Source organism: Poseidonibacter ostreae (assembly GCF_009208075.1).
In the GTDB taxonomy this organism is placed as follows: Bacteria; Campylobacterota; Campylobacteria; order Campylobacterales; family Arcobacteraceae; genus Poseidonibacter; species Poseidonibacter ostreae.
This window is the reverse complement of the sequence record NZ_WFKJ01000011.1, coordinates 32,693-59,221: the sequence shown is the minus strand read 5'-3', so window position 1 is coordinate 59,221 and position 26,529 is coordinate 32,693. Positions and strand designations below refer to the sequence as shown.

Annotated in this window: 27 protein-coding genes; 10 read left to right on the top strand and 17 right to left on the bottom strand. The window is 26.9% G+C overall.

What is annotated here, in order from left to right; genetic code table 11:
* Positions 1-1,062, top strand: coding sequence for an aminofutalosine synthase MqnE (mqnE, locus tag GBG18_RS05440; RefSeq protein WP_152189115.1), 1,062 nt, complete (start codon positions 1-3; stop codon positions 1,060-1,062).
* A 35-nt stretch (positions 1,063-1,097) separates the two neighbouring features.
* Here mqnE and GBG18_RS05435 read toward each other — a convergent pair whose 3' ends face one another.
* From GBG18_RS05435 to GBG18_RS05420, 4 genes are read right to left on the bottom strand one after another with little or no spacing between them, the layout of a single operon-like run.
* Positions 1,098-2,651 (bottom strand): DUF8569 domain-containing protein, encoded by a 1,554-nt coding sequence (locus GBG18_RS05435; RefSeq protein ID WP_152189113.1) that lies wholly within the window; start codon positions 2,649-2,651, stop codon positions 1,098-1,100.
* Between the two features lie 20 nt (positions 2,652-2,671).
* Positions 2,672-3,286 (bottom strand): lysophospholipid acyltransferase family protein, encoded by a 615-nt coding sequence (locus GBG18_RS05430; protein ID WP_152189111.1) that lies wholly within the window; start codon positions 3,284-3,286, stop codon positions 2,672-2,674.
* Complete coding sequence (miaB, locus tag GBG18_RS05425; RefSeq protein ID WP_152189109.1) at positions 3,286-4,596, bottom strand: tRNA (N6-isopentenyl adenosine(37)-C2)-methylthiotransferase MiaB; 1,311 nt, start codon at positions 4,594-4,596, stop codon at positions 3,286-3,288. Before miaB ends, GBG18_RS05430 begins: the two co-directional genes overlap by 1 nt.
* A 15-nt stretch (positions 4,597-4,611) precedes the next feature.
* Positions 4,612-4,857, bottom strand: a complete 246-nt coding sequence (locus tag GBG18_RS05420; protein WP_152189107.1) for an HP0268 family nuclease — start codon at positions 4,855-4,857, stop codon at positions 4,612-4,614.
* Positions 4,858-5,014: 157 nt separating this feature from the next.
* On the opposite strand from GBG18_RS05420, the gene nusA reads away from it, so the two are divergent.
* The 3 genes from nusA (at position 5,015) to GBG18_RS05405 (ending at position 9,410) form a co-directional block, all read left to right on the top strand.
* Positions 5,015-6,187: a transcription termination factor NusA gene (gene nusA / locus GBG18_RS05415; protein ID WP_152189105.1), complete on the top strand. Its 1,173-nt coding sequence runs from the start codon at positions 5,015-5,017 to the stop codon at positions 6,185-6,187.
* Between the two features lies 1 nt (position 6,188).
* Positions 6,189-7,592 carry a cysteine--tRNA ligase gene (gene cysS, locus GBG18_RS05410; protein WP_152189103.1) on the top strand — a complete coding sequence of 468 codons (1,404 nt, stop codon included), beginning with the start codon at positions 6,189-6,191 and terminating at the stop codon, positions 7,590-7,592.
* A gap of 87 nt (positions 7,593-7,679) precedes the next feature.
* Entirely contained in the window at positions 7,680-9,410 is a 1,731-nt protein-coding gene (locus GBG18_RS05405) for a nitrite/sulfite reductase (protein ID WP_152189102.1), read from the top strand.
* A 52-nt stretch (positions 9,411-9,462) separates the two neighbouring features.
* On the opposite strand, the gene rpsR is transcribed toward GBG18_RS05405, so the two are convergent.
* From rpsR to GBG18_RS05385, 4 genes are all read right to left on the bottom strand, one after another.
* Positions 9,463-9,720 (bottom strand): 30S ribosomal protein S18, encoded by a 258-nt coding sequence (gene rpsR / locus GBG18_RS05400; protein ID WP_152189100.1) that lies wholly within the window; start codon positions 9,718-9,720, stop codon positions 9,463-9,465.
* Between the two features lie 17 nt (positions 9,721-9,737).
* Positions 9,738-10,265, bottom strand: a complete 528-nt coding sequence (locus GBG18_RS05395) for a single-stranded DNA-binding protein (protein WP_152189098.1) — start codon at positions 10,263-10,265, stop codon at positions 9,738-9,740.
* A gap of 21 nt (positions 10,266-10,286) precedes the next feature.
* Positions 10,287-10,640: a 30S ribosomal protein S6 gene (gene rpsF / locus GBG18_RS05390; protein WP_152189097.1), complete on the bottom strand. Its 354-nt coding sequence runs from the start codon at positions 10,638-10,640 to the stop codon at positions 10,287-10,289.
* 156 nt (positions 10,641-10,796) lie between these two features.
* Positions 10,797-11,675 carry an AraC family transcriptional regulator gene (locus GBG18_RS05385; RefSeq protein ID WP_152189096.1) on the bottom strand — a complete coding sequence of 293 codons (879 nt, stop codon included), beginning with the start codon at positions 11,673-11,675 and terminating at the stop codon, positions 10,797-10,799.
* 175 nt (positions 11,676-11,850) lie between these two features.
* Here GBG18_RS05385 and GBG18_RS05380 point away from each other — a divergent pair, with 175 nt between their 5' ends.
* Entirely contained in the window at positions 11,851-12,948 is a 1,098-nt protein-coding gene (locus tag GBG18_RS05380) for an alkene reductase (RefSeq protein ID WP_152189094.1), read from the top strand.
* Positions 12,949-12,954: 6 nt separating this feature from the next.
* Here the strand turns inward: GBG18_RS05380 and holA are convergent, their stop codons facing one another.
* Entirely contained in the window at positions 12,955-13,935 is a 981-nt protein-coding gene (gene holA / locus GBG18_RS05375) for a DNA polymerase III subunit delta (RefSeq protein ID WP_152189092.1), read from the bottom strand.
* A gap of 61 nt (positions 13,936-13,996) precedes the next feature.
* Between holA and fliW the strand changes: the two genes are divergently transcribed.
* Positions 13,997-14,374 carry a flagellar assembly protein FliW gene (gene fliW, locus GBG18_RS05370; protein ID WP_152189090.1) on the top strand — a complete coding sequence of 126 codons (378 nt, stop codon included), beginning with the start codon at positions 13,997-13,999 and terminating at the stop codon, positions 14,372-14,374.
* Positions 14,375-14,497: 123 nt separating this feature from the next.
* A complete protein-coding gene (locus GBG18_RS05365; protein ID WP_152189088.1) occupies positions 14,498-14,854 on the top strand; it encodes a hypothetical protein in 357 nt (118 codons plus the stop codon).
* 56 nt (positions 14,855-14,910) lie between these two features.
* Here the strand turns inward: GBG18_RS05365 and GBG18_RS05360 are convergent, their stop codons facing one another.
* Entirely contained in the window at positions 14,911-16,764 is a 1,854-nt protein-coding gene (locus GBG18_RS05360) for an RNB domain-containing ribonuclease (protein ID WP_152189086.1), read from the bottom strand.
* Between the two features lie 133 nt (positions 16,765-16,897).
* Between GBG18_RS05360 and ilvC the strand changes: the two genes are divergently transcribed.
* Both ilvC and GBG18_RS05350 read left to right on the top strand, forming a co-directional pair.
* Positions 16,898-17,920, top strand: coding sequence for a ketol-acid reductoisomerase (gene ilvC, locus GBG18_RS05355; RefSeq protein WP_152189084.1), 1,023 nt, complete (start codon positions 16,898-16,900; stop codon positions 17,918-17,920).
* A 45-nt stretch (positions 17,921-17,965) separates the two neighbouring features.
* The gene (locus tag GBG18_RS05350; RefSeq protein ID WP_193311078.1) at positions 17,966-19,081 is read left to right on the top strand and encodes a divergent polysaccharide deacetylase family protein; all 1,116 of its coding nucleotides are present in this window, start codon (positions 17,966-17,968) and stop codon (positions 19,079-19,081) included.
* A 3-nt stretch (positions 19,082-19,084) separates the two neighbouring features.
* Here the strand turns inward: GBG18_RS05350 and GBG18_RS05345 are convergent, their stop codons facing one another.
* The 3 genes from GBG18_RS05345 to GBG18_RS05335 are packed head-to-tail and all read right to left on the bottom strand — an operon-like array spanning position 19,085 to position 21,364.
* The gene (locus tag GBG18_RS05345) at positions 19,085-20,263 is read right to left on the bottom strand and encodes a sensor histidine kinase (protein WP_152189082.1); all 1,179 of its coding nucleotides are present in this window, start codon (positions 20,261-20,263) and stop codon (positions 19,085-19,087) included.
* Positions 20,253-20,729, bottom strand: a complete 477-nt coding sequence (locus tag GBG18_RS05340; RefSeq protein WP_152189081.1) for an FIST C-terminal domain-containing protein — start codon at positions 20,727-20,729, stop codon at positions 20,253-20,255. The genes GBG18_RS05345 and GBG18_RS05340 overlap by 11 nt, the downstream gene beginning before the upstream one ends.
* Positions 20,729-21,364, bottom strand: a complete 636-nt coding sequence (locus GBG18_RS05335; protein WP_152189079.1) for an FIST N-terminal domain-containing protein — start codon at positions 21,362-21,364, stop codon at positions 20,729-20,731. The genes GBG18_RS05340 and GBG18_RS05335 overlap by 1 nt, the downstream gene beginning before the upstream one ends.
* A gap of 103 nt (positions 21,365-21,467) precedes the next feature.
* Here GBG18_RS05335 and GBG18_RS05330 point away from each other — a divergent pair, with 103 nt between their 5' ends.
* A complete protein-coding gene (locus GBG18_RS05330; protein WP_152189078.1) occupies positions 21,468-22,244 on the top strand; it encodes a DNA-processing protein DprA in 777 nt (258 codons plus the stop codon).
* Here GBG18_RS05330 and nhaA read toward each other — a convergent pair.
* The 4 genes from nhaA to GBG18_RS05310 all read right to left on the bottom strand — a co-directional run bounded on the left by nhaA (position 22,241) and on the right by GBG18_RS05310 (position 26,516).
* Positions 22,241-23,431 (bottom strand): Na+/H+ antiporter NhaA, encoded by a 1,191-nt coding sequence (gene nhaA, locus GBG18_RS05325; RefSeq protein ID WP_152189076.1) that lies wholly within the window; start codon positions 23,429-23,431, stop codon positions 22,241-22,243. The two genes, GBG18_RS05330 and nhaA, sit on opposite strands and share 4 nt — an antisense overlap.
* Before the next feature lie 76 nt (positions 23,432-23,507).
* The gene (murC, locus tag GBG18_RS05320; protein WP_152189074.1) at positions 23,508-24,812 is read right to left on the bottom strand and encodes a UDP-N-acetylmuramate--L-alanine ligase; all 1,305 of its coding nucleotides are present in this window, start codon (positions 24,810-24,812) and stop codon (positions 23,508-23,510) included.
* Positions 24,812-25,393 (bottom strand): hypothetical protein, encoded by a 582-nt coding sequence (locus tag GBG18_RS05315; RefSeq protein ID WP_152189072.1) that lies wholly within the window; start codon positions 25,391-25,393, stop codon positions 24,812-24,814. Before GBG18_RS05315 ends, murC begins: the two co-directional genes overlap by 1 nt.
* On the bottom strand, positions 25,386-26,516 hold the full coding sequence (locus tag GBG18_RS05310) for a succinyldiaminopimelate transaminase (protein ID WP_152189070.1): 1,131 nt from the start codon (positions 26,514-26,516) through the stop codon (positions 25,386-25,388). The genes GBG18_RS05315 and GBG18_RS05310 overlap by 8 nt, the downstream gene beginning before the upstream one ends.
* Positions 26,517-26,529 lie beyond the last annotated feature (13 nt).

Below are 26,529 nucleotides of genomic sequence, written 5' to 3'. Positions count from 1 at the left end.
ATGAGTATTATAGAAAAATTAGAAAATAATGAACGATTAGAGTATGAAGATGCTATTAAACTTTATGATTTAGATTTATTTACACTTGCAAAATATGCAAATAGAATTAGAGTAAATAAACATGGTAAAAAAACATATTTTAATATTAATAGACATATAAATCCAACAAATATTTGTAAAGATGTTTGTCAGTTTTGTGCTTATAGTGCAAGTAGAAAAAATCCCTTACAATATACAATGACTCATGAAGAGATACTTGAAATTGTAAAAAATTCTTCTAAAAATGATATTAAAGAAGTTCATATTGTATCAGCACATAACCCTGATACTGGTTTACAATGGTATATGGATGTATTTAAAAAAATAAAAGAGAATTTTCCCTCTATTCATGTAAAAGCATTAACAGCTGCTGAGATTCACTTTTTAAGTACTGAGTATAATCTTACATATCAAGAGTTAATCAATATGATGATTGAACATGGAATAGATTCTATGCCAGGTGGTGGTGCAGAAATTTTTGATGAAAAAGTTAGAAAAAAAATCTGTGGTGGAAAAGTTACTTCTGATCAATGGATTGAAATTCATAAAACTTGGCATAAAGCTGGAAAACAAAGTAATGCCACAATGCTATTTGGACATGTAGAAAGCCGAGATAATAGAATTGATCATATGATTAGACTAAGAGACTTACAAGATGAAACAGGTGGTTTTAATGCCTTTATTCCACTTGTGTATCAAACTGAGAATAATTACTTAAAAATCAAAGCACCGTTAACAGGTGTTGAGATTTTAAAAACTTATGCAATTGCTAGAATTGTTTTAGATAATATTTCTAATATAAAAGCATACTGGGCAACATCAACTGTTAAATTAGCTTTAATAGCTCAAGAGTTTGGTTCAAACGATGTTGATGGAACAATTGAGAAAGAATCAATTCAAAGTGCAGCAGGTGCAACTAGTGCAAAAGGAGTTGCATTAAAAGAGTTTGTTGACTTGATTAAAAATACTGGATTTACTCCTGTTGAGAGAGATTCAATTTACAATGAACTAAAAACTTGGTAAAAGTTTTTAGTTTATAACTTCTTACAATTTTTTACTTATTTTGGCTGATTAAATACTAACTTAAACTCTATTTCTAAAAAACCATCTATATTTTTTGTCATTATTACAGGATACATAATATTAATAGAATATAATTCATTATTTAACATCTTAATTGTATTAAAAAACTCTGCTGGAGTTTTTACTAACATACTTACAGAATAGAAAAATTTTGTAATATCTTCATTTTTACTAGAATTAAACTTTACAATAGTATCTTCAGGGAATAATATTTTTAATTGCTCACTAACTCTAGAAATTGGTAAAAACTCATCTGTTATATATTTATCAGTATATGTTTTATAAACAATATTTTCTAATTCTAAAGCTTCTTTTGCAGTAATTTTAGCTGATATCATATTCTTTTTATCATCTTCAACTTTAATATCTATTTGCTTATAAATATCATCTAAAGATGGTTTTACAGATTTTATAAAAGTATCATCAGCTAATAGTGTTGCATTAATTTCTAAGCTATCTTTTTCAAGTTTTAAGTTTTTTACAACAATATCATAAGGTATTCTTTTAAAAACTGATTTTATACGCTTATCAATTTTATCATTTATATTTATATGATCTGGTAGCTTTACAAACTTTTTGATTTCTTGCTTTTCTACTTCTTGTTTCTCTTCCATATTTATAAATAATTTATAAATACCAAAAAAAGCAGCTAAGAAAAATATTAAAATGAACAGATTGTTAAAATTAGTTTTTTTAGCTTTTTTTCTAGGTTTGATAAAACTCTTTTTTAAATGCTTATCTTTTGATAGTTCAAAAATCTCTTCATCAATATTTATGGGATGATAATCAATTGGTACTAGTAATTCATCACTTAATTGTTCAATTTGCTCATTTGATAGCTCTTTTATTGCATATAAAATTACAATTTTTTCTACAAATACATTTTTAGATTTCTCATAAAATTCATTAAGATTATTATGAATTATTTCATTTAATTCTAAATAATAAATTTCATCAAAAAGTTTTTGTCCTGCAATATCATCTTCATAAAAATGTGTTTTTTTAATCGATTCAAAAGTTGGTAAATCTACTGTTTTATTAAATACAATAGAAGCATCATCTCCTAAAATTAGAATAAATGCTTTATTATTAAATAGAAAAATCAATAATTGATTTTTACAAATATTTTGTTCAATATGTAAATTTAATATATGAAAAGCAGAATAGATAAAATCAACACCTGTTTTATCAAAATAGTTTTTAGTTTCAAAAAGAGTTGTTTTTAAAACAGCAATATCAAATTCACTATTAAGTTCAGCAATTTCACAATCTTTTAATTTTGAAGATATTGATTTTGGAACTAACTTAGTTGTATCACTAATTAAAAGTGTTGAGATATAAGTGTTATTAATCTCTTTTTGTGAAGTATTTAATTTATGAGCAATATCATGTGCTAAAATTTCATCATCAACTAAAAAAACAGAATTATTAGCTTCAGTGATTTCATTATCACTTAGTTTTTTATAATCAAGTTTTAATTGCGTGTCATATTTAATAGCATTAATATATAAAGACTCTTTAGTAAACATATACTTCCTATTTAAACTTTTTAAGGCATTGAATGAGCCATCATTTTATCTTTGATAAGCTCTTTTGCCTCTTCTAATTCTAAGCCTTCAATACTAAAAGGCTGCGATAAATAAAAATCTATTTTTCCAAAAGGCTTTGGCAAAATAAATTTATCCCATGAACTAAACTGCCAATATTTAGATGGCTTTGAATTTAAAACAATAATCTTTGCATTACTCTTTTGAGCAATTGCAACAACCCCAGGAGCAACACTAAATCTTGGACCTCTAGGACCATCTGGTGTTAAGGCTACGTCTGAACCTGCTTTGATTTCTTTAATTGTACTAATTAAAGCTTTAGCTGCACCTTTAGAAGAAGAACCTCTTATTAATCCTGTTCCTAAAAGAGCATAAATTTTTGCAATAATTTCACCATCTTTATTATGACTTATCATTGCTTTTACAGTGCCATTTGGTCTGAATTTAAAATAATTAGTAGGTTGAGCTAGTAAATCTCCGTGCCATGCAACAAAGATAAAAGATTCATCACTGCTAATTTTAGAGTGATGAAAAACTTTTTTGTTTGTAAAATAAATAAATTTTACAAGAAAATATAATATGTAAGGTAAAATATTTGTCTTAAAATATTTTTTCATTACTGAACTATTTCACCTTTTAACGATGTTCTTGAATTACTAGTAATTTTAACATTTACAAATTTACCAAGAAGTTCATCACTTCCTTTTGTAAATACTTGTAAATAATTATCAGTGAAACCACAAACTTCTCCATTTGCTTTTAAACTCTCAACTAATACAGAAAAAGTTTGTCCAACATATGTAGGCATAATAGCTTCTAAATGTCTTTTGTGTAGTTCGATTAATTCAATTAATCTAGCACTTCCAATTTTATCTGGCACTGCTAAATCTTCCATATTTAAAGCTTCTGTTCCAGGTCTTGGAGAGTACTTAAAGTTAAATATTTGATCAAATTTTGCTTGTTTTACTACATCTAAAGTATCTAAATAATCTTCTTCAGACTCACCTGGAAATGCAACAATAATATCAGTAGTAATTCTTAAATCAGGTACTAATGATCTTATTTTTTCTGTTCTGTTTAAGAACCATTCTTTTGTATATCCTCTTTTCATTGCTTTTAAAATTGATGTTGAACCACTTTGTAAAGGCATATGAATACATCTTGATATTTTTTTATTTTTTGCAAACTCTTCAATGAATTCATCATCCATATGTAAAGGATGAGGAGAGGTAAATCTAATTCTCTCTAAACCTTCTACTTTTGAAACTTCTTGTAAAAGTTTTGTAAAAGTAGACTTTTCTCTACCATCAGAGAATCTTCTACCATAAGAGTTAACATTTTGCCCTAAAAGCATTACTTCAACTGCACCTTGATCAACTGATTTTTGAACTTGGTCAACAATCATTTCAACAGGAATTGAAAGCTCTTCTCCTCTAGTACTTGGTACGATACAATAAGTACATTTCTTATCACATCCAACAGAAATATTTACACTTGCTCTATATTGGTTTGTTTTAGCTGTTGCAAATTCATACATAGAATCATCATTATCAATTGAAATTTCAACTGAACCTTTAATATCTACAACATCTTTTATTTTAGATATATTTCTTGCACCTACAACAAAATCAACATAAGGTGCTCTTTTAATAATATCTTTTCCTAAATGCGATGCAGTACATCCACAAACACCAATTTTAGCGCCATCTTTTTTCTTTTTATTAAACTGACCAATTTCAGAAAATAGCTTCTGAACAGGTTTTTCTCTTACAGAACATGTGTTAATAATAATTAAATCAGCATCTTCCATAACATCAGTTTGTGAATAATCTTTATGTTTTTCTAACTCAGCTGCGATATGTTGACTATCTGTGTCATTCATCTGACAACCAAGTGTTTGAATAAATAGTTTTTTATTTGAACTCATAGCTTTATCACTTGATTAAAGTGCATGAACCTCATACATATACTCATCATCTGCTAAACCATATTTTACTTCTCTAAAGTAAACATTATAGTCATCATCTTCAAGTGCATCAACTAATGCCATCATATCTTTATGTGAGTTGTCTCTGTCAAAATACAATAGTTCTGCATTTGAACCTTTTTTTAATTCTTCTTTAATCTTATCTAGTTGCATTTTTTTTGGTTTTTTGCTTAATTCTTCTCTTGCAATTAATAATTCCATATAGTAAACCTTTTCTTTTTAATTAGCTAAATATTCTATCTTAAAATTACTTTTATTTTCATAAAAGGAGTTTTAGATATAATATCTGTCTACACTACATTGAATTCATAACATTACATTTCAATGTCAACAAATAAAAGATTATTAAAGGTTATTAATGGACAAAATTATAGATATTTTAGACTCAATTGCATATGAAAAAGGTCTACAAATAGAAAATGTTGAAAATGCATTAAAAGAAGCATTAATCAAAACAGCAGAAAAAATGGTAGATGAAACATTAAGATTTGATGCAAATATTGATAGAGAAAATAAAAAATTACAATTATCACAGAAAATAGAAGTTTTAGCAGTTGGAGATGAAAGATTAACTGGTGAAGTTGAAGATGAATATGGAAATGAAATTAATGCCGAAAACTTTATAGATTTAGATGAAGCAAAAGAGATTGATGAAGATTTAGAGATTGGAGATTTTATTGATTATGATCTTGAATTTGAAAATATGGGAAGAAATGCTGCAACAATTTTACATAATAATTTTGAATATAAAATACAAAGATTTATAGAAGAAAACCTACTTGGTAAATACAAAGATAAAATTGGAAAAGTTGTATCTGGAGTAGTTACTAGAGTTGATAGGCAAGAAAATACTTACATCGAAATTGGTGAAGTAAAAGGTATGTTACAGCGAAAAAGTAGAATTAAAGGTGAAACTTTTAAAGTTGGAGATACTGTAAAAGCAGTTGTTCGTGGAGTTAACATTGATAAAACGAATGGTTTAATTATTGATATTTCAAGAACTAGTCCAAAATTCTTAGAGTGTTTATTAGCACTTGAAGTTCCAGAGCTTAAAGATGAAAAAGTAATTATTGAAGCAAGTGCAAGAATTCCAGGATCTAGAGCTAAAATTGCATTAACAAGTATTGACCCACAAATTGATCCAATTGGTGCAGTTGTTGGTGTTAAAGGTATTAGAATTTCTGCAGTATCTTTTCAGTTAAGTGGAGAGAATATTGATTGTGTTGAATATTCAGCAATTCCTGAAATGTTTATATCTCGTGCTTTATCACCTGCAATTATTTCAAAAGTTGAAATTACACAAGCACCAACTTTTAATGACAAAGGTAAAGCAACTGTAACAATTCCAAGTGATCAAAAATCAAAAGCAATTGGAAAAGCTGGTTTAAATATTAGACTTGCATCAATGCTTACTAAATACGAAATTGAATTAATTGAAATTGAAGGTTCTGCTCCTACTGTTGAAGGTAATAACGAAAGACGAGAAGAGAAAACAACTGATACATCATCATTAGAAGCTTTATTTAAATAAGATGAAAGAACTATATATTTATGATTCAGTAAAAAAAGAGAAAGTTTTATTCGAATCAATTGAAGAAAAAAAAGCAAAGATTTATGTGTGTGGACCAACAGTATATGATGATTCACACCTAGGTCATGCAAGATCAGCTATTGCCTTTGACTTACTTCATAGAATTCTAAAAATGAACGACTATGAAGTAACAATGACAAAAAATTTCACTGATATAGATGATAAAATCATAAAAAAAATGTATGAAACGTCAAGAACACTTGAAGATATTACAAGTGAATATATCAATACATACAAAGCTGATATGAAAGCTTTAAATGTTTTAGATAATACAATAGAACCAAAAGCCACTGAAAATCTTGAAGTTATGAAAGAGATGATTAATAACCTAATCTCTAAAGATATGGCTTATGTAATTTCAAATGGTGTATATTTTGATACATCAAAAGATAATACTTATGGTTCTATTTCAAATAGGGCAAGTGATGAAAATTCACAAGCTAGAGTTGAAGTAAATAATGAAAAAAGAAACTCATCAGATTTTGCATTATGGAAATTTGCAAAAGATGAAGATGTTATTTTTGAAGCAAATTTTGGTAACGGTCGTCCTGGTTGGCATATAGAGTGTTCAGCTATGATAGAAAAACATTTAGCATATAAAGACTCACCTTATCAAATAGATATTCATGGAGGAGGAGCTGATTTACTTTTTCCACATCATGAGAATGAAGCAGCACAAACAAGATGTTCTTCAAACCAAGAAATTGCAAAATATTGGATGCACAATGGTTTTGTAAATATTGATGGAGAAAAGATGAGTAAATCTTTAGGAAATTCATTTTTCCTAAAAGATGTTCTAAAATCTTATAGTGGAGAAGTTATTAGATTTTATTTATTAACAGCTCATTATAGAACTGATTTTAACTTTAATGAAGAAGATTTATTATCTTCAAAAAAACGATTAGACAAACTTTATAGAGTTAAAAAAAGGGTTTATGGTGGCGCAGCATCACTGGTAAATAAAGAGTTTAAAGAAAAGATATTTACTTCTTTAAATGATGATATAAATACATCAAAAGCTATTTCGTATATTGATGAGATGATTTCAAGTGCAAATGATAAACTTGATATTAACCCAAAAGATAAAGCATTAAAAAAAGAACTAGTTTCAAATATAGAGTTTATCTCTGATATTCTAGGAATTGGTTCTTCTGATGCCTATTCTTATTTCCAATTTGGAATAAGCGAAGAAGAAAAAACTACTATTGAAAAACTACTTGAAAAAAGAACTGAAGCTAAAAAAGCTAAAAATTTCGAAGCTGCTGATAAAGTAAGAGATGAAATCACTGCTCTTGGAATTTCAATAATGGATACACCAGCAGGTGTTGTTTGGGAAAAAGTTTAAATACTTTTTACCAAATAAAATTGATACAAGTCTATAAAAAAAAGCTTTACTTAAGATATACTTCCATAAAAATTTAAGGTATTTTAAATGAGTAAAGTAGAAGTAAACTCAGTTGAAATGAATACTAAAGAAGATTTTGAATCCTTTAATATTCGTGAAAAACTTAAAAAAGCAATTAGACCTTATGATTATTACAAAACTATCTCCAGTTTAGATTTTGACAATTTATGCCTAAGTGATATTCTATTATTACAAGATTTTGGTATTTATAATAATGAATTAAATGACGATGAATTTATGCTAAGGCTTCGATTTCCTGCAGGAAGAATCACTAATTTAGAGCTTAGAACTCTTAGTTTAATTTGTAAAAAATATAATCTTGACATAATTTTAACTGCTCGTGCTGGAATACAATTACATAAACTAGATTCAACAAATATATTAGAAGTATTTAAGACTTTAGAAACTATTGGAATAAATACATGGCAAAGTTTTGGAGATAATATTAGAAATATTACTACAGATATTTTTGATGGGATAGGAAAATATAATATTATTGAAGTTTATCCATATATTCAACAAATGCAAAAATATATTCTAAAAAATGAAGAGTTGGTTGGATTACTGCCAAGAAGACTTTCAACAGCAATATCAGGTTCATATGGAAACTCATCTTCATTTTTTGCAAGTGATATATATTTTGCCTTAGCAAAGAAAAATGATATATATGGGTTTAACTTATATTTAGGTGGGAAAAATAGCGAATTAGCTAAATGTGCAAATATATTTATAAAAGAAAATGAAGTTTTAGATATTTTTAAAATTATCATAAATGTATTTAATAAATATGGATTAAGATTAGATAGAGAAAGAACAAGACTTTTTCATCTATTAGAAGATATTGGGATTACACAATTTAGAACTTATTTACAAGATAAGTATGAAAAAAAAATTTCTACAAAAGGAGAAACTTTACTAGAAAAGGTCTCTTTTGATGAATATGAAGAACTAAATAATGGGACTTTTAGCTTTTGCTATCGTACTGAATTTGCAAGAATAAATAGTGATGAATTATTAAATATTTCACAATATGCAAGTAGAGAAGATTTAGAAGTAAGAATAGGAACAGACCAGCAAATATATCTTTTAAACCTAAAAGAAAGAAATATTTCATTAGATAACTATAATGAAAATAGAACAATAATAGCTTGTGCAGGAAGTGAATATTGCCCTTATGCTTATTGGAATATAAAAGATGAAATATCCTTTTTACCTCTAGAAAAAATTGAAGAGCATAATCTTATACTTGGCTTTTCAGGATGTCTAAAAGGCTGTGCAAAACACCAACATAGTGATATAGGATTAGTGGGTTTAAAGTCTAATATTTATGGACAAAGAGAAAAAACTGCAAGAATTTATCTAGGTGCTTTATATACAAAGGGAGAAAAAACTGCAAAAAAAGTATTTAATGCAGTGCCAATAAATAGTTTAAAAAAGATACTTGAAATTATTATAGATGAGTTTGAAAATAGTGGCTATAAAACTTTTGAAAGTTTTGCAAGAGAAGTTTTACATAAATTTAGTGATAGTTTTTTAAATCTTTGGTTTCTTGCAAAATACTATACTAAAAAAACAATATATTTAGATACTGAAGATTATAAAGAACTTTTAGAAAATAATTTTGTAAATGAAAGTTTTATGGATTATATTGAAGAGGATTTTGAAGAAGCAATAAAATTTTTATCATCTTCACTTTGGAATAAAAAAGAATCAAAAGAAGATGCTCTTTTAAATAAAACTTATATTATGCAAGCATAAAAAAAGGGAAGAAGTAAAACTTCTTCCCTTTTTTATTAACTTTATCTAGAGATTATCTAGCAAAAGCTGCATCAGTAACATTTTTAGTGTTAACAATGTATGGAACTAGTGCCATATGTCTAGCTCTTTTGATTGCAGTTTCAACCATCTCTTGAGAGTTTTTAGAGTTTCCTGTAAGTCTTCTAGGCATAATTTTACCTCTTTCACTCATAGAAATCTTTAATAAATCAGAGTTTTTATAATCAATGAAAGTAACTTTCATTTCAGTATATTTACAATATTTTTTTCCGTATTTTCTTCTTTCAGCCATGTCGTTTTCCTTTATTTCTAAAACGGTATTTCGTCTTCGTCTATATCTATTTCAGGTATCTTTTGTTCAGGCATTTTTGCTGCTTGATTATTACCACCATAGTTACTTTGAGCATTTTGAGTATTCGAAGTATTATTGTATTGATTTTGTGCTGGTTGATTATACGATCCTTGAGGATTATAACCTTGGTTGTCCCCAGCATTATTGTTCATTGAATCACTTTTTGAATCTAACATTTTCATAGTTTCAACTCTTAATGAGTGTCTATTTCTGTTAGTTCCATCTTGTGCTGTCCATTGTTCAAATACAAGTCTACCTTCTAATAAAACTTTAGAACCTTTTCGTAAGTATTGATTAGCAACCTCAGCAGATCTTCCAAACATATTAAAATCTAAAAAACAAACTTCATCTTTTTGTTCTCCAGCTGCAGATTTAAACTTAAATGATGTTGCAATTGCAGATTTTGCTATTGCTGCACCAGATGGTAAATATCTTAGCTCAATATCTCTTGTTAAATTTCCTACCATAATTACTTTATTATACATACTAAATCCCTATACTTTTAATTAGTTAGCTTTTTTAGCCGCTTCGTTACTCATATATGTCCATGCTGCAATCTCTTTTTTATTTTCATATTTAATGAAAATGAATCTAATGATATTTTCATTGATTCTGTAATTTCTTTCGATTTCAGCAATTCCTGCAGGTTCACCTTTGAAATATGCTAAGAAGTAGTAACCTCTTTTGTGCTTTTCAATTTCGTAAGCTAACTGTCTTGAACCCATATTGTCGCATGCAACAATTTCTCCACCATTCTTTTCAATTGTTGCTTTAACAGCATCAATTTGAGCTACAGTTTCTTCTTCAGTTAACGTAGGCTTAATAATAAACATTGTTTCATAATGTCTTAATTTACTCATCTATTTTCTCCTTTTAGATTATGCCGGTATTCTAGTTTTCACTAATATCAGCAAGGGTACTTTTTTATAAAGTCATGGATTTTATCCAAATAAAACTGTAAACTTTCTTATAATTATCTTTTTGTTCTTAAAAATTTAGTAAGCTACAAAAATATTTTATAAAATTATTTGAATTGGTAGATAGAAATCTACTTCTAAAACTCCATTACACATAAGATATTCTGGATTTTTGTACTCTACATAAGCTGGAAAATTTCTTACTTCATATTTAGAACCTTGCAACCAATTTATATAAGCCAAATGCATCATTTTATATAATTCTTGGTGAGAACAATTAAATTTAAATTTTGCAAATTTTCCACAACTTAAATTACATCTCCCAACTTTTCCTGAAGGATTTATGTCTTCATCCGTTCGTATACAAGCTGAATATCTCATCGTATTATAAGAAAGAAAAGATGGGTGATTATGAAAAAGCCCTATATACTTATGTGGTTTTTCTAAAATATTCATAGCTTCACACCACTCATGCATTTCATGCCAAATTAAACTTATATCATTTTCATATTTATATACTCTAGTGTATAAAATAGGAATATTTTCACTATTAACTATTTCAGGAGGATTAATAATAATTGATTCATCAGCCTCTATCATTGAAAAAGTTTTTTTTGAATTTTTTTGAGTATATCCTCCCTTTTTCCAATCTTTTGGAGTCATTGAAAACATTTTTTTAAAAGCTTGAGTAAAACTAGTTGCAGTTGAAAAGCCACATTCTAATGCAATCATTTGAATACTTTTATGATTATTATAAAGTAATAAATTTGATGCTTTCTCTAATCTTGTATTCCGTATATAGTTATTTACACTCTGTCCTGTAACCTCTTTAAATATTCTATGAAAATGAAATACTGAATAAGCACTAATTTTCGCTAATTCTTCAACAGTAATAATTGAGTTAAAATTATTTTGTACATACACTAATGCAAGATTAATTTGTTCAAAGTGTGATTTTGTAGTCATTGCTTTTTTCATAATCAATTATACATCTATATAAAAAATTATAAGCTTAAAATTAAAAAGAAGAATATGCTTGATCATCAAAATAGCACAAATGATATATAAAGTTCACAAGATATCTATTTTTTTATATCAAATAACATTATAGAATCAACTTTGATTTCTATTTTAAAATTAAAAGGATAAATATATGAAAAATATTTTTGATAAATATAAAATGAAAAACATCTCTTTAAAAAACAGAGTTTTAATGGCACCTATGACAAGATCCAGAAGTGGGGGAAATAGTATAGTTAATAACATAATCACAAATTATTATGAACAAAGAGCTACTGCTGGCCTTATAATATCTGAAGCAACTCAGATATCATTACAAGGACAGGGATATTCTAATACACCGGGTATCTATTCAGAAGATCAAATAAATAGTTGGAAACTAGTTACAAAAGCTGTTCATGAAAAAGGTGGGAAAATCATCTTACAACTTTGGCATGTGGGAAGAGTTTCAAGTTCAAAAGTCAATGGATTACAACCTATCGCTCCATCTGCACTGATTGCAAAAGATACAAAAGTTTATGTCTTTAATACACCAACAAGTAAAGATGCAACTATGATACCAGTAGAAAGTCCAAGAGCCATGAATAAGGATGATTTATTACAGGTTATTAAAGAATTTAAACAAGCATCAAGAAATGCAATTGATACTGGATTTGATGGTGTTGAAATACATGCAGTAAATGGATATCTACTTGATCAATTTTTAAGAAGTAATTCAAATAAAAGAGAAGATAGTTATGGAGGAAGTAAAGAAAATAGAATCAAACTCTTATTAGAAATAACAAAAAAAGTAATAGAAGAAATTGGTGCGGATAAAACAGGAATTAGGCTTTCACCTTTTATCAAGTTTAAAGATATGAAAGACCCTGAAATTCTTGATACTTTTATGATTCTAGCCAAAGAGTTAAATCAACTTGACATTGCATATATCCATCTATGTGAAGCTGATTGGGATGATGCTCCGCAGATACCTGAAGACTTTAGAAAAGTATTAAGAAAAAAATTCAAAAATACTATTATAGCTACAGGTGGATATACTCTTAAGAAAGCAAATGAAGTTATAAATAAAGATTTAGTTGATATTGTAGGTTTTGGTAGATATTATATTTCAAATCCTGATTTAGTTGAAAGATTTAAAAACAACTGGCCTTTAACTGAAATTAAAGATTCTCATACTCTATTTGGAGGAAGAGATGAAGTTGGTTATACTGATTACCCAAGTTATAATTAAAAAATATCATCCAAATAAAACTGTAAACTTTCTTAGAGTTGCTTGTAAATATAGATTTGAGTTATCAATTTTTGAAGATTTGAGTTCTAGCTCGATACTTAATAAATATTCTAGCATTTCTTGAAATTTTTCCGGTTTAATATTAATTGCTAATTTTGATTTCTTTTCCCAAATATTTTTAGGAGGAATAAATCCTAATATCTCTTTAGGATTTGGAGCTCCTATTGCTCTTGCATATGAAGATATCATAAACAGTTGTTGAATAAAAGAAGTTACTTGATTTATTAAAAATATTTCATTAACTCCCTCTTCTAAAAGAAGTGTTAAATCATTTGAAATATCTTTTCCACTTAATAAGTTATGTAAAAAGTCCTCAAAAGAAACAGCCCCTATTCCAAAGCAATGGGCATTTATTGTATTTGAACTTATTTTTTCATCTAAAATAGATAGTTTAGATAAATCATTAATACATAAAGACAAGTCATTTTTATGCATAAAATATAAGTGGTTTAGTGCTGAGAGTTCATAATTAATATTTAGTTTTTTAGCTTCATTTTCAATTATTCTAACTGCTTCATTATCATTTGGAGAGAACATTCTTACAACAGCTGAGTTTGTTTTAGCAGTAAAACTTTTTTCCATTGACCTAAAATCTGTATCACCAATACATGAAAACACAACTGTGCTATCAGGATTTGTATTACAAGCCTCAACTAAAATATCCACTTCTTTTTTAGGTATTTTTTTATCACATTTTATTAATAAAATATTATTCGATGAAAATAGTGAAGATTGAAGTAATTTATCTTTTGCATATTTAAAATCATATTCATCAAAATACAACTTTTCAATTTCATCTTTTTGACCAAGAGAAGCTATTACCATATTAGAATAATGCTCAACTAAAAATGTTGATTGTCCATAGAACATATAAGCATTAAATTTTTTATTTTGTCTTAAATGATTATCAAATTCGTTTTTATACATAGGGTATATCTTATCCTAAGTTATCTTTCAATAAAATTCATCTAACAATGAAAGGTTATTTATGTATAAAATAGAACTTCCACTACTTGGTTTTGAGGATATAAAAGAGTTAGATATTAAATCTGTTGATGATAATTTTGTTACACTAGAGTTAAATAATGAGAAAAGTTTAAATATTAACCTTGTAAGTATAAACTATTTTAAAGAAGCAAAATTTAATTTTAATATTGATGATGAAACTTTAGAAATAATGAATATTAAAAACTTAGAAGATTTCAAAATATTTTTCTGTGTTGTTATGCAAAAGCCAATTGAAGATTCTATTGTAAATCTTGCAGCTCCTGTTTTAATAAATGAAAAAGATAAATTAATTGGACAATATGTTATAAAAGATAGAATCCCTAGATTACTTACAACATTAAGTGAAGTTAGTATTTAATTATACTAACAATCATTTCTTCTACTACACAAAGAGTAAACGAACCCTTTACGTAAGCTTCACAAAGAAATCCTATAATTCAACTACAAAATATAAAACAATATAAAATTAAGGATTTTAAAAATGAAAAAATTAACAACAACAATTATAGGATTAAGTTTAGTAGTAGGTAGTGCATTAAGTGCAAATGATAATTTCTCAAGTTTTTACCCTCTTGAGAATAACGATACTCCATCTTATTTATTAGATAATAGCAAAGTAGAAGCTTATCAAACATTATCAAAAGCATCAACACAAGATAATACATTTGCATCTTTTTATCCACTTGAAAACAATGATACACCAGATTATTTAGCAAGCTTTAGTGATAACAAAGGTGAAGTTTTTCAAACACTTGCAAAAAGTTCAATTGAACATTGTACTTTAACTGCTTTTTATCCAGAAGAAAATGTAGATACTAGAGTTCAAACTTCTTGTTAATCACTTAGAAGATTAAAGATTAAAAAAAAGGGAAGATAATAAATATCTTCCCTTTTTTAATACTTAATACTTGCAATAATTTGTTTTGTAACTATATCTACTTCTTTAATTTTAACTTTTAATTTTGTAAAAAGTTTTTGACCTTTTATATTATCAATAGTTACTTTTAATCCAGAAATAGCATCATAAGAAACTGCTCTACTTCTTTCAGTATCTACGATTTTTACTTTTATCATTGCTCCAATATTATCATTGGCCCATCGCGCATATTTTCTATCTTCAAAATCCCAAACAAGTTGATCAACTTTTCTTTCATTTAGTGAAATATGAGAACAAATATCATCAATATCTTTAGGTGTTTGTTTTGATTTTAGCATTCTATGTAACACTAAATCTGAATATCTTCTAATAGGAGATGTAAAATGAGAATATGAAGAAAATCCTAAACCAAAATGTCCTAAGTTTTTTGAAGAATATTTAGCTTGAGTTTGTGATTGAATAATAAGTTCATCAATCTCTTCACTCATCATAGAAGCTTTTGCTTTCTTTTGAATATGAGTAATTGTATCATGAACATCACTTTGTATTTTAACTTTTACACCTAAAATATTTACATCATCAACTAGTCTTGAAATTGATTTTAAAGATGGTTCTTCATGTATTCTATAAATTCCAACTGTATTTACTTTTTTACTAGCTTCTATATTTGCTAAAAGCATACACTCTTCAATTAGTTGATGAGAAGCAGTTGAACTTTCACTTTCAACTGCAACTATTTTAAAATTCTTTAGTTTTTGCCGTAATTCTGTTGTTCTAAAATCATAGCCTTTTTCTAATCTCTTAGCTCTAAAACTTTTTGTAATTTCATATAAAGGAAGTAAATAATCAAAAATTGTTTTATCAACACTTGAATACTGGTCTAAATGTCCTTCTAATACCCTATCAATTCTTCCATAAGAGAATTTTTTATGTGAATTTATAATTGCTTCAAAAAGTTGTGCTTTTTTTGCTTTTTTATTTTGTAAATCTAAATATATTTTAAATACAAAAGAGTACCTATTTACGCCTTCTTTTAAAGAACACATATCTTCACTTAATTCATTTGGAAGCATTGGTAATACTTTTCCTGGTAGATAAACTGAAGTAGATTTTAAAAATGCAAGTCTATCAAGAGCAGTTCCCTCTTTTACAAAATAAGATACATCAGCAATAGCTACATATAATACTTTTTCTTCCTCATCATAATAAATCGCATCATCGTGATCTTTTGCAGAGTTTGGGTCAATTGTACAAAAAGGAAGATGTGTTAAATCAACTCTTTGATTTTTATCATCCATTTTCGCATCAACTTCTAAAGGTTTTTCTAATCTTATCTCTTCATGGTATAAGTGTAACGATATTAACTCATCGACTTTAGGATCTTCTATATTTCCTAAGTTTTTTACTAAATCTAAAGATTGATTAACAACAAGAAGAACATCTCCTTCTTTATATTGTAATGCACCTTTGTTTTCTAATTTTATATTCTCTTTTACTGTATAAAAAGATTTATCTTTTATATAAACTAAAATATCATTTTTTTTACCATCTAAGATTTCAATAATATTAGCTTTGATTCTTGACCTTGGATTAAAAACTCTTTTAGCTAATACTAAATCTCCATTGTATGCACCATTTAAATTATCAAACTCTATTTTAATATTTTTGTGTTCACTTACTAAATCTTCTAGTATTACTAAGTTTTTTCCTACATTAACAATTGCAACTTTATATTTTGAATTAAGTTCATAGAAATCATTATCTAATTTTATAATAATACCTTTTTTTATAAATTTCTCAATTTCAATTAATTCAATTTTACTATAGCTATTATTTTGTGTTTGTATCTTTGTAAAAAGCTCTTTTAGCAATTTTATTCCTTGTATATATATCTTGTAATCCTAGCTAAAATATCTTGAGTATTACTCTTTTTTATAATGAATTACCAAGTTTTTAACTTTTTTTCAGTATAATCTCTAAAATTTTACTAAGAGGGACATAATAATGGCATTAGACGTATACTATGATAAAGATTGTAATATTGATTTAGTTAAATCAAAAAAAGTAGCAATGATTGGTTTTGGATCACAAGGTCACGCACACGCAGAAAACTTAAGAGATTCTGGTGTTGAAGTTGTTGTTGGTTTAAGAAAAAATGGTTCTTCATGGGCTAAAGCTGAAGCTAAAGGTTTTGAAGTTAAAACTGTTGCTGAAGCATCTGCTGTTGCAGACATCGTAATGATTTTATTACCAGATGAAAACCAAGCTGATATTTATGCAAATGAAATTGCAGCAAACTTAAAAGATGGTGCTACTGTAGCATTTGGACACGGATTTAACATTCACTATGGAAGAATTGCACCAGCTGCAAATATCAACGTAATGATGGTAGCTCCAAAAGCTCCAGGTCATACTGTAAGATCTGAGTTTGTAAAAGGTGGAGGAATTCCAGATTTAATTGCAATTCACCAAGATGCAACTGGAAACACAAAAGAATTAGCATTATCTTATGCTTCAGCAATTGGTGGTGGAAGAACTGCAATTATTGAAACAACTTTCAAAGATGAAACTGAAACTGATTTATTCGGAGAGCAAGCTGTATTATGTGGTGGAGCTACTGCATTAGTTCAAGCTGGTTTTGAAACATTAACTGAAGCTGGATATGATCCACAAATGGCATACTTTGAGTGTTTACATGAGTTAAAATTAATCGTTGACTTAATGTTTGAAGGTGGAATTGCAGATATGAGATATTCTATTTCAAATACTGCTGAATATGGTGACTATATTGCTGGTAAGAGAATCATTAATGATGAGTCAAAAGCAGCTATGAGAGAATTATTAAAAGAAATTCAAGATGGTAGATTTGCTAAAGACTTTATCTTAGAAGGTCAATCTGGATACCCAAGAATGAATGCTGAAAGAAATAATCAAAGAGAAACACTAATTGAAAAAACTGGTGTTGAACTAAGAGAAATGATGCCTTGGATTGCTGCGAATAAAATCGTACAACAAGACAAAAACTAATATTAAAATAAGAAGAGAATTTCTCTTCTTATTTACTTTTAAATTATGAGTAAAAAACAAACTAAAAGAAAAAAACAATCATCATCAATTCCTAAATCTAAATTAGTAAAAATCTTTCTACTAATATTTTTATTTGCATTTATAGCTAGTGGCTTGAGCTATTTTATAATGAAAAATGAAAACCCTAATGAAAATTCAAATAAAAATATTAATGATATTCTTAAAAAAGAAAAACTGCAAAAAACTACACCTGCAATAAATGACCTAAAAAAATTCCAAAATGAAAAACTAGATGAATACTTTGATAAAATTGAACCTTCAAAAGAGAAGTTTGAAGAGCAAACAGAAGAGTTTGAAAAAGTTCATATAGATGAAGAAGAAAAACCTCAAACTAAAGATACTAAGAAAGAAAAAATAAAAAAAGAAATTACAAAAGTTAAAAAAGAAGAAGCAAAACAAACAAATAATATAAAAAGCAAAAAAGATTTATATAAATATAACAATCAAACTAAACCAAAGCTTGCAATAATAATTGATGATGTAAGTAGCAATAGACAAAAACAAGCCATCTTAGATATTGGATATGATGTTACTATGGCTTTTCTTCCTCCACAAAAAGGTCATTCTCAATCTGCTAAAATTGCACAAGACTTGCCTGTTCATATGATTCATTTTCCAATGCAAGCTTCACCTAAATTTAAATCTAAAGAGAAGATTACACTAACTATTAATGATTCTTATGCAAAAATTGAAGGTATTGTAAAAAAATTAAGACAACAATATCCAAAAGCAAAATATACAAATAACCATACAGGTTCAGTATTTACACAAAATGATGATGCTATGGATAAACTATTTCGAGCTTTAAAAAAATATAATTTTGTCTTTGTAGATAGTAGAACAACTGCTAAAAGTGTTGCTAAAAAATATGCTAAAAAATATGGAATGCCATATATTGTAAGAAATACATTTCTTGATAATGAAAGAAATTTTGAATATATTCAAAACCAATTAAAAAAAGCTATAAAAATTGCAAGAAAAAGAGGTTATGCTATTGCAATTGGACATCCTTATTCAATGACAATAAAAGTATTAAAAGAATCAAAACATCTATTAAAAGGTATTGAACCAATCTTTATAAATAAACTTCCATATCTATAATATTTAGTTTATAGGTATTTTAAGAGTAAAGTTAGCACCTTTATATTCTTTTTCATCAAATACAAAATCAAGATTACTTACAATTATTGTTCCTTTTATATATTTTTCTAAAATCTCTTTTGACATTGAAAGACCTAATCCTGTACCTTTTTCTTTGCGAGTAAAATAAGGATTAAAAACTTTATTTAATAAAGAAGATGGAATTCCAAAAGCATTATCTTTTATTGAGACAACAGCAAAACCCTCTTCATTAGTAATATCTATTATGATAAGTTTTCTTTCTAAATCTAATTTTTCTAATTCATCGATTGCATTATTAAGAATATTCATAATAATTTGCATTAATTGGTTCTTATATGAATAGATTTCTATATCATTTGTATTATTTAGTATAAATTCTATATTTGCTTTTTTTAGTCTTGAATACAAAAAATTTGAAGTCTTTATAAAAAGCGAGTTTATAAAGAAATTTGATTTTGATACATCATTATTAAAATATGATTTAAAATCTTCAATTGTCTGAGATAAATAGCTTGTTTTATCAACTATATCATTAAGTAATGGTTTTAGTTCTTTTTCATCAAACTTACCATAATCCATCAAAATATTTATTCCACTTGCAGTTGATGATATTAAAGATAAAGGTTGTCTCCATTGGTGAGTTATATTTTCAATAACCTCACCCATTGCTGCCATCTTTGATTGTCTAAATATCATTTTATCTTTTTGCCTAATTTGCTCTAGGTTTCTGCAAGATTCTAATGATTTAGCAAACTTATCATTTACAGTTCTTAATGCTTTAATAATGTGGTTTTCAAAAGCTATTGCATTCTTTATAAATAGTAAAAATCCGAAATTTTCTAATTTGTAGATATAATAATTTGTTTTATTTTTATTTATTATAAAAGGTAAATTATCTTTGAATAAATCACTTTCAGTATCTAACTTTTTTATAAATATTTCAAAAACTTTTTTATGAAAAATATCTCTTTGTAAAACTTTTGGTTTATATACTATAGGATTATATTCTTTATCATTTTTTTCATATAAAATTATTCCTGCACAATCTAATTGCTGAATATAACTAAGTAAAGCGTTATTTGCAGATTCCTTAAAATCAAAAGATGTTCCAATATTTAGTAATAATTCAAAGAGTGCATTATGTAATTGGTTATTTGTCATTTTTTTTCTCTATTTTTGATACGACTATCGTCTTATTATAGAATTCTAAATATTTGTTCTTATTATTAGCAATTTCACCTAAAGTTAGAGCACCTACTAAAACTTCGCCTTTTTCATATAAAATATCTAACTCTTTTTGAAAACTATCCTCTAATATTAAAGCTCTTGATATACAATCAATTACAAAAGTAAAATTATCTTTTTCCATAGATACTTCATTTTTAGCAATTTTTGCAGCTTTTATTAATTTTTCTTCATCACTATTTAAAATAGAAATAAAACAATTTTCAGATATATTTCCTACTGTAATAATATTATTATCTTCAATTTTTATTAAATCTCTTACAATTACTTCTCCAGAGAGTTTATTTATTCCAAAAGGATAATACTGTGATATTTCATAAAAATTATTACTATTTATTGTTTTCCCACATAAAGTTTCAACTATACTCTTATATTTTTTCACTACATTTTCATACTCATTTCATGTATAATATTATCACTTGAGTAAGTGATTTTTAAAGGGGAAGAAATAGTATCCCAGCCATGCTTTACACTTAAAGAACTATCTAATTTACTTGTTGCTAATAACATGGCATCATAAAGTAAACCTTTATTTGTAAAAACTGAAGGTTTTTGTTCGAAACTTAAACTTCCTGTTCCTGCTCCAATATAATTAATTGTTAATCCAAAGTTATCAAAAAGTGAAATTAGTATCTTATCTATGCTTTTACTTAAACCATCAATAAATACAAACATTGTTTTTATCTCTTCTAAAAAACCATAATTTTCTTCTATTAAGTAATTTAATTCATTTATATGTTTTTTAGAGTAATTCTCTATATAAAAAACATCTATTTCATCATCTAAAGATATAAAAATAACACCTTTTTTATATGCTTTATTTTTGTATATTATTTGAGGAAAAATTCCACCAAATATTGGAGTATTATATTTAGACAATATATTATTCATTAATTCTAAATTATAATTATTTTCATCACATGAAAGTATTAATATTGATTTTGAACCTTTTATTATCTCTTCTAATTGTCTTTTAAATTCATCTATACTATCACTTTGTGTAAAAATAATCTTCAATACAACACCTTTATCTTCCTATTATTTTATTATATAATAAAACCTTTTATTTAAGCTTTTAAAGTTATAATATTAATTATTATTTTATAAGCAAAGAAGTATCATGATAAATAAAGTAAACTTTAAAATTGAAGAGTTAGAAAATATGAAAAAATATCCTAGTGAACTTTTTTATATTGGGAAAAAGGAACTTTTAAAAAAGAAAAAAATATCAATTATTGGAACAAGAAGACCAAACTCATATACAAAAGAGTTTACTCATAAGTTAGCACATAAGCTTTCTTCATTAGATATTTGTATTGTAAGTGGAGCTGCAATGGGTGTAGATGCAATATCTCATCTTGCAGCAAAGCCTGAAAATACAATCGCTGTTGTAGCAAATGGCTTAGATATAAGATATCCAAGTGTAAATAAAAATCTTATTTCAAATATAGAACAAAAAGGTTTAGTATTATCTGCATATAAAGAGGGTGAAAAAGCCAGAAACTATACCTTTGTTTTAAGAAATGAAATAGTAGTTGCTTTAGGAGATATTTTAATAGTAACACAGGCTGATTTAAACTCAGGAAGTCTTACCTCTGTACAATATGCCTTAAAAATGAAGAAAAAAATCTATACTTTACCACACAGAATTGGTGAGAGTTTAGGAACACAAGAGCTTGTGAAAAAAGGTTTAATTGAACCTATATATGATATAGATGAGTTCATATCACAAGTTACAAATACTAATAAGATTGAAAAAACAAAAGATGAATTTCTACTTTTTTGTGAAAGTAGCCCAAGTTATGAAGAAGCTATTTTAAAATTTGGAAATAGAGTACTTGAATATGAACTAGAGGGAAAAATAGTAATTAACAATGCAAGAGTTTCTCTAAGTTAAGAAATAGAGCAATGCTTTTTCCCTTTTGATTTTAATAAAACTAAATAGCCCACAAGACCTGATAATATTGAGCCTATTAAAATAGCTAATTTATCTGTATAAAAAAACTGGGATGAGTCTTCAAAAGCTAGTGAATCTACAAATAAACTCATAGTAAATCCAATACCAGTAAGTACACTTATTCCATATATTTGAGCCCAAGTTGTACATCTAGGTAATTTTGCAAAATTAAACTTAACCGCTAAATAAACAAATAGCATTACACCAACTTGCTTACCTACAAAAAGTCCTAAGATAATTCCTAAAGATACAGGATTAAAAACTTGACTCATTTCTAATGTTCTTAAATCTATTCCTGCATTCACAAATGCAAAGATTGGCAAAATATAAAATGCAACCCAAAAATGTATATAGTGTTGTAAACTTTTTACAGGGGATACACGTTTTCTTCTTTCATTAATTGCATTAAGAGGAATTGTAAAAGCTAGTATAATTCCAGCTAAAGTTGCATGAACACCAGATTTAAGTACAAAAACCCATAAAACTAAGCCAACTAAAGCATAAGCACTTACTAGAGTTATTTGCATTTTATTCATTGTAATTAATATTATTATACAAATTAATGCAAAGAATAAAGAGCTAAGAGATAAGCTTGAAGTATAGAAAAACGCAATAATTAAAATAGCTCCTAAATCATCAAAAATTGCTAAAGCCATTAAAAATATTTTAAGTGAAACGGGTACTCTTTTTCCTAAAAGAGAAACAATACCTAAAGCAAAAGCAATATCAGTTGCAGTTGGAATTGCCCAACCTCTTAAAGCAAACTCATCATTATAATTAAAAAAAACGTAGATTAAAGCGGGAATTAGCATTCCACCAACTGCAGCAATTGCAGGAAGAGCAATCTTTGAGAAAGTAGAAAGATGTCCAAGTAAGAGTTCTCTTTTTATCTCTAAACCAATAAGAAGAAAGAAAATAGCCATCAAACCATCATTTACCCATAGGATTAAAGGTTTTGATATTTCTAAAATACTTCCTATTTTAAATTCAATATTTGTATGTAAAAAGTTTGTATAAAATTCTGATAAAAATGTATTACTAAATATTAAAGCAAGAACAGTAACAGCCATTAAGATAATGCCTGATGTTGATTCTTTTTGTAAAAATTTTCTAACTAAAACTTTCATAATACCTGCCTTTTTAAAGCTTGATATATAATTTTAGTATAAACTGCTTTATTAAATATTAAAGCAGTTTAAAAAATTAGTGTCTAAGTTGATAAGTAATATCTCCAGCACCAACGCCTAAGAATATTCCCTCATCATAACTTTTTATAATCTTTTCATCTTTTATTAAATCTATTCTTCCATTTGTTGAAGAGATTCTATCAGCAAAAATTGGATTATATGAGGCAAATTCTTTTTCAAAGTCAATATCTATTTTTTGCTCACCAGGAATTGTCCAAATAGGAAGGATAATTAACTCATCACATCTTCTAAAACATTTCTTAAAACCTTCAAGATTATCACTTGTTCTTGAATATTTATGTGGTTGCCATAATACAATTCTATTATTTAAATTTGTTAAGTTATCATATAACTCAACTGATTTCATAGTTACTTCAATTTCAGTTGGATGATGAGCATAGTCATCAATTACAACAAACTTATCATTTGCTTGAACAACATCAAATCTTTTTTTAATACCTTTATATTTTAAAAGGTTAGTTCTTATACTTTCAACATCAAGTTCATTTAAAGCAGCCATTATTGCTAAAGATGCATCAACTGCGATATGATATCCAAAGCCCCAAACTTCAAAAGTACCTAAATCTTTTAAATCAAATCTAGTACAAGGCTCTTTATCTTTTAATGTATATGATAAATTTTTAATATCAACACTTGGATATAAATAAGTAGCTTCTTCTATTTTCAATTTAGCAATATCTTTATCTTCACCATTTAATACTCTTTTTTTAGCAAGTGCAATAAAACTTTCATAAGCTGAATAAAACTTATCATAATCATAATGATAATATTCCATATGCTCAGGCTCTGCATTTGTAACAATTGCACAGTATGGATTTGAAAGTAAAAAAGAAGCATCAGATTCATCCGCTTCAAAAGCAACTAAATCATTTACATATCTAAAATTTGAACCAAAATCTTTTGAAATTGCACCAATTAAAGCTGAGCTTTGTAAAATCGAAGCTAAAATCGCTGTTGTAGTTGATTTACCATGAGCACCAGCAACACAATAGTTTTTCTTATCTCCTAAGACAATTGGTAGTGCTTCTTTTCTAGAAAGTGTCCTAATTTGATTAAGTCTAGCTTGAATTAATTCAGGGTTTTCATCTGTAACTGCAGCTGAGTATATTACTAAATCAAAATCATCTTTTATGTTCTTTGCTTCTTGAGGACAAGAAACTTTTATACCTTCATTTTGAAGCTCTTTTGTAATAGGTGAATCTTTCATATCAGAACCAGATATTTCATGACCATCATTATTTAAAAATCGTGCTAAGGCAGAAAGTCCAATTCCACCTATTCCTATAAAATGTACTTTCATTAGCTATCCAATAAGTGTTTTAAATTTTTATACTCTTTTTCTAATGTTTCTTTATTATCATTTAAAAATTCATCTGTATTGAATTTGAAATTCATAATAAAGTAACCATATTTTTCTTCACTACTCTCTTTTTCATGGTCAACACTTGTATCATAGAAAAAGTCTAATTGATTTCTTGTTGATAAAACGATTAATAAGACATTTAAAGCTTTTTCTAATGGTTCATCATCAGTAATATTTGCTAAAACAAAAACTAGCTCTTTTGCACCATCAAAATTATCATATGACCATTTTTCAATTGCATGTTCATAAAATGCTCTTACATAAAGTAAGTTTTCATTTTCTAGTTTTAGTTTTTCATTCTTATTTACTATTTTTTCAACATTTTCAAAAGAAGTTTTTAAAATCTCTTCATAAAGTTTATTAATTTTTTCTTCATCTAAATCTAAAATTAACATTGAATCTAATGTTTCATACATTACATTTATATTCTTTTCTGCAATAGATTTAACTCTAGCCTCTTCTAAATACTTTAGAAAGTCTGGATTTGTTCTTGCATCATTTAATTGCTCTTTATCCATCAATAAAATCCTTTAATCTTTTTAATACTTCTTCTGTTTTTGCTGCATTTTCAACTAGTGCAATTCTTACATAACCTTTTCCAATACCTTCTCTACCTAAAAAAGACCCTGGTAATACTTTAATGTTTTTTTGTCTGTATAATTCTCTTGTAAACTCTATTTCATCATCAACTTCTAGCCAAATATAAAATGTTGCTTGTGGAGTTTGTACTCCTAAAATGTCACGTGCTAATTCAAAATTTTTCTTATAAATACTTCTAAAATATTCTACATGACTCTCTTCATTCCAAGCAGCTGCAGCTGCTTGTTGTAAAGGAACAGGAGATGCACAACCTACATAAGTTCTATATTGCATATAACTTTTAAGTATTTTTGCATCACCTGCGATAAATCCACTTCGTAAACCAGGTGCACTACTTCTTTTTGAAATTGAGTTCATCACTAAAACATTTTTAAACTTATCATTTCCAACTAAAATACTAGCTTCTAAAAGTGAAGCTGGTTTATTATTCTCATCAAAATAGATTTCAGAATAACACTCATCATTTATTAAAATAAAATCATATTTTAATGCTTTTTCAACCCATTCCCCTAACTCTTCTTTACTCATAGATGCAGATGTTGGGTTATTTGGAAAGTTAAGTACAACTAAATCACATTTTTTTAATTGCTCAACGCTAAGTTCTGCTTTAAAATCATTCTCTTTTGTTAAATCAATATGAATAACTTCTGCCCTACTAGCTATTGCAGCACCTTCATAAATTTGATAAAAAGGATTTGTAAAAGCAATAGTAGGATTTTTCTTATCAAATAAAGCAAATTGAGGAAAGTTAAATAATACTTCTCTTGTTCCAAAAGTTGGAATAATTTGTGTATAGTCTAAAGTAAGATTAAATCTTTTATTTACAAAGTTTATCATTGCATCTTTTAATTCAGGGATTCCTGCTGATGCTGGATATTTTTTCAATAAAGAAGTAGACTTTTGCAACTCTTCTTGAATAAAGTCTGGTGTCTCAAACTTTGGTTCACCAATAGTTAAAGCTGATAATTCATACTTTTCATTTGGTGTAATATCAGCTAAAGTTTCTGCTAATCTTTCAAAAGGGTATTTTTCAAAATTCATTTAATTTTTCCTT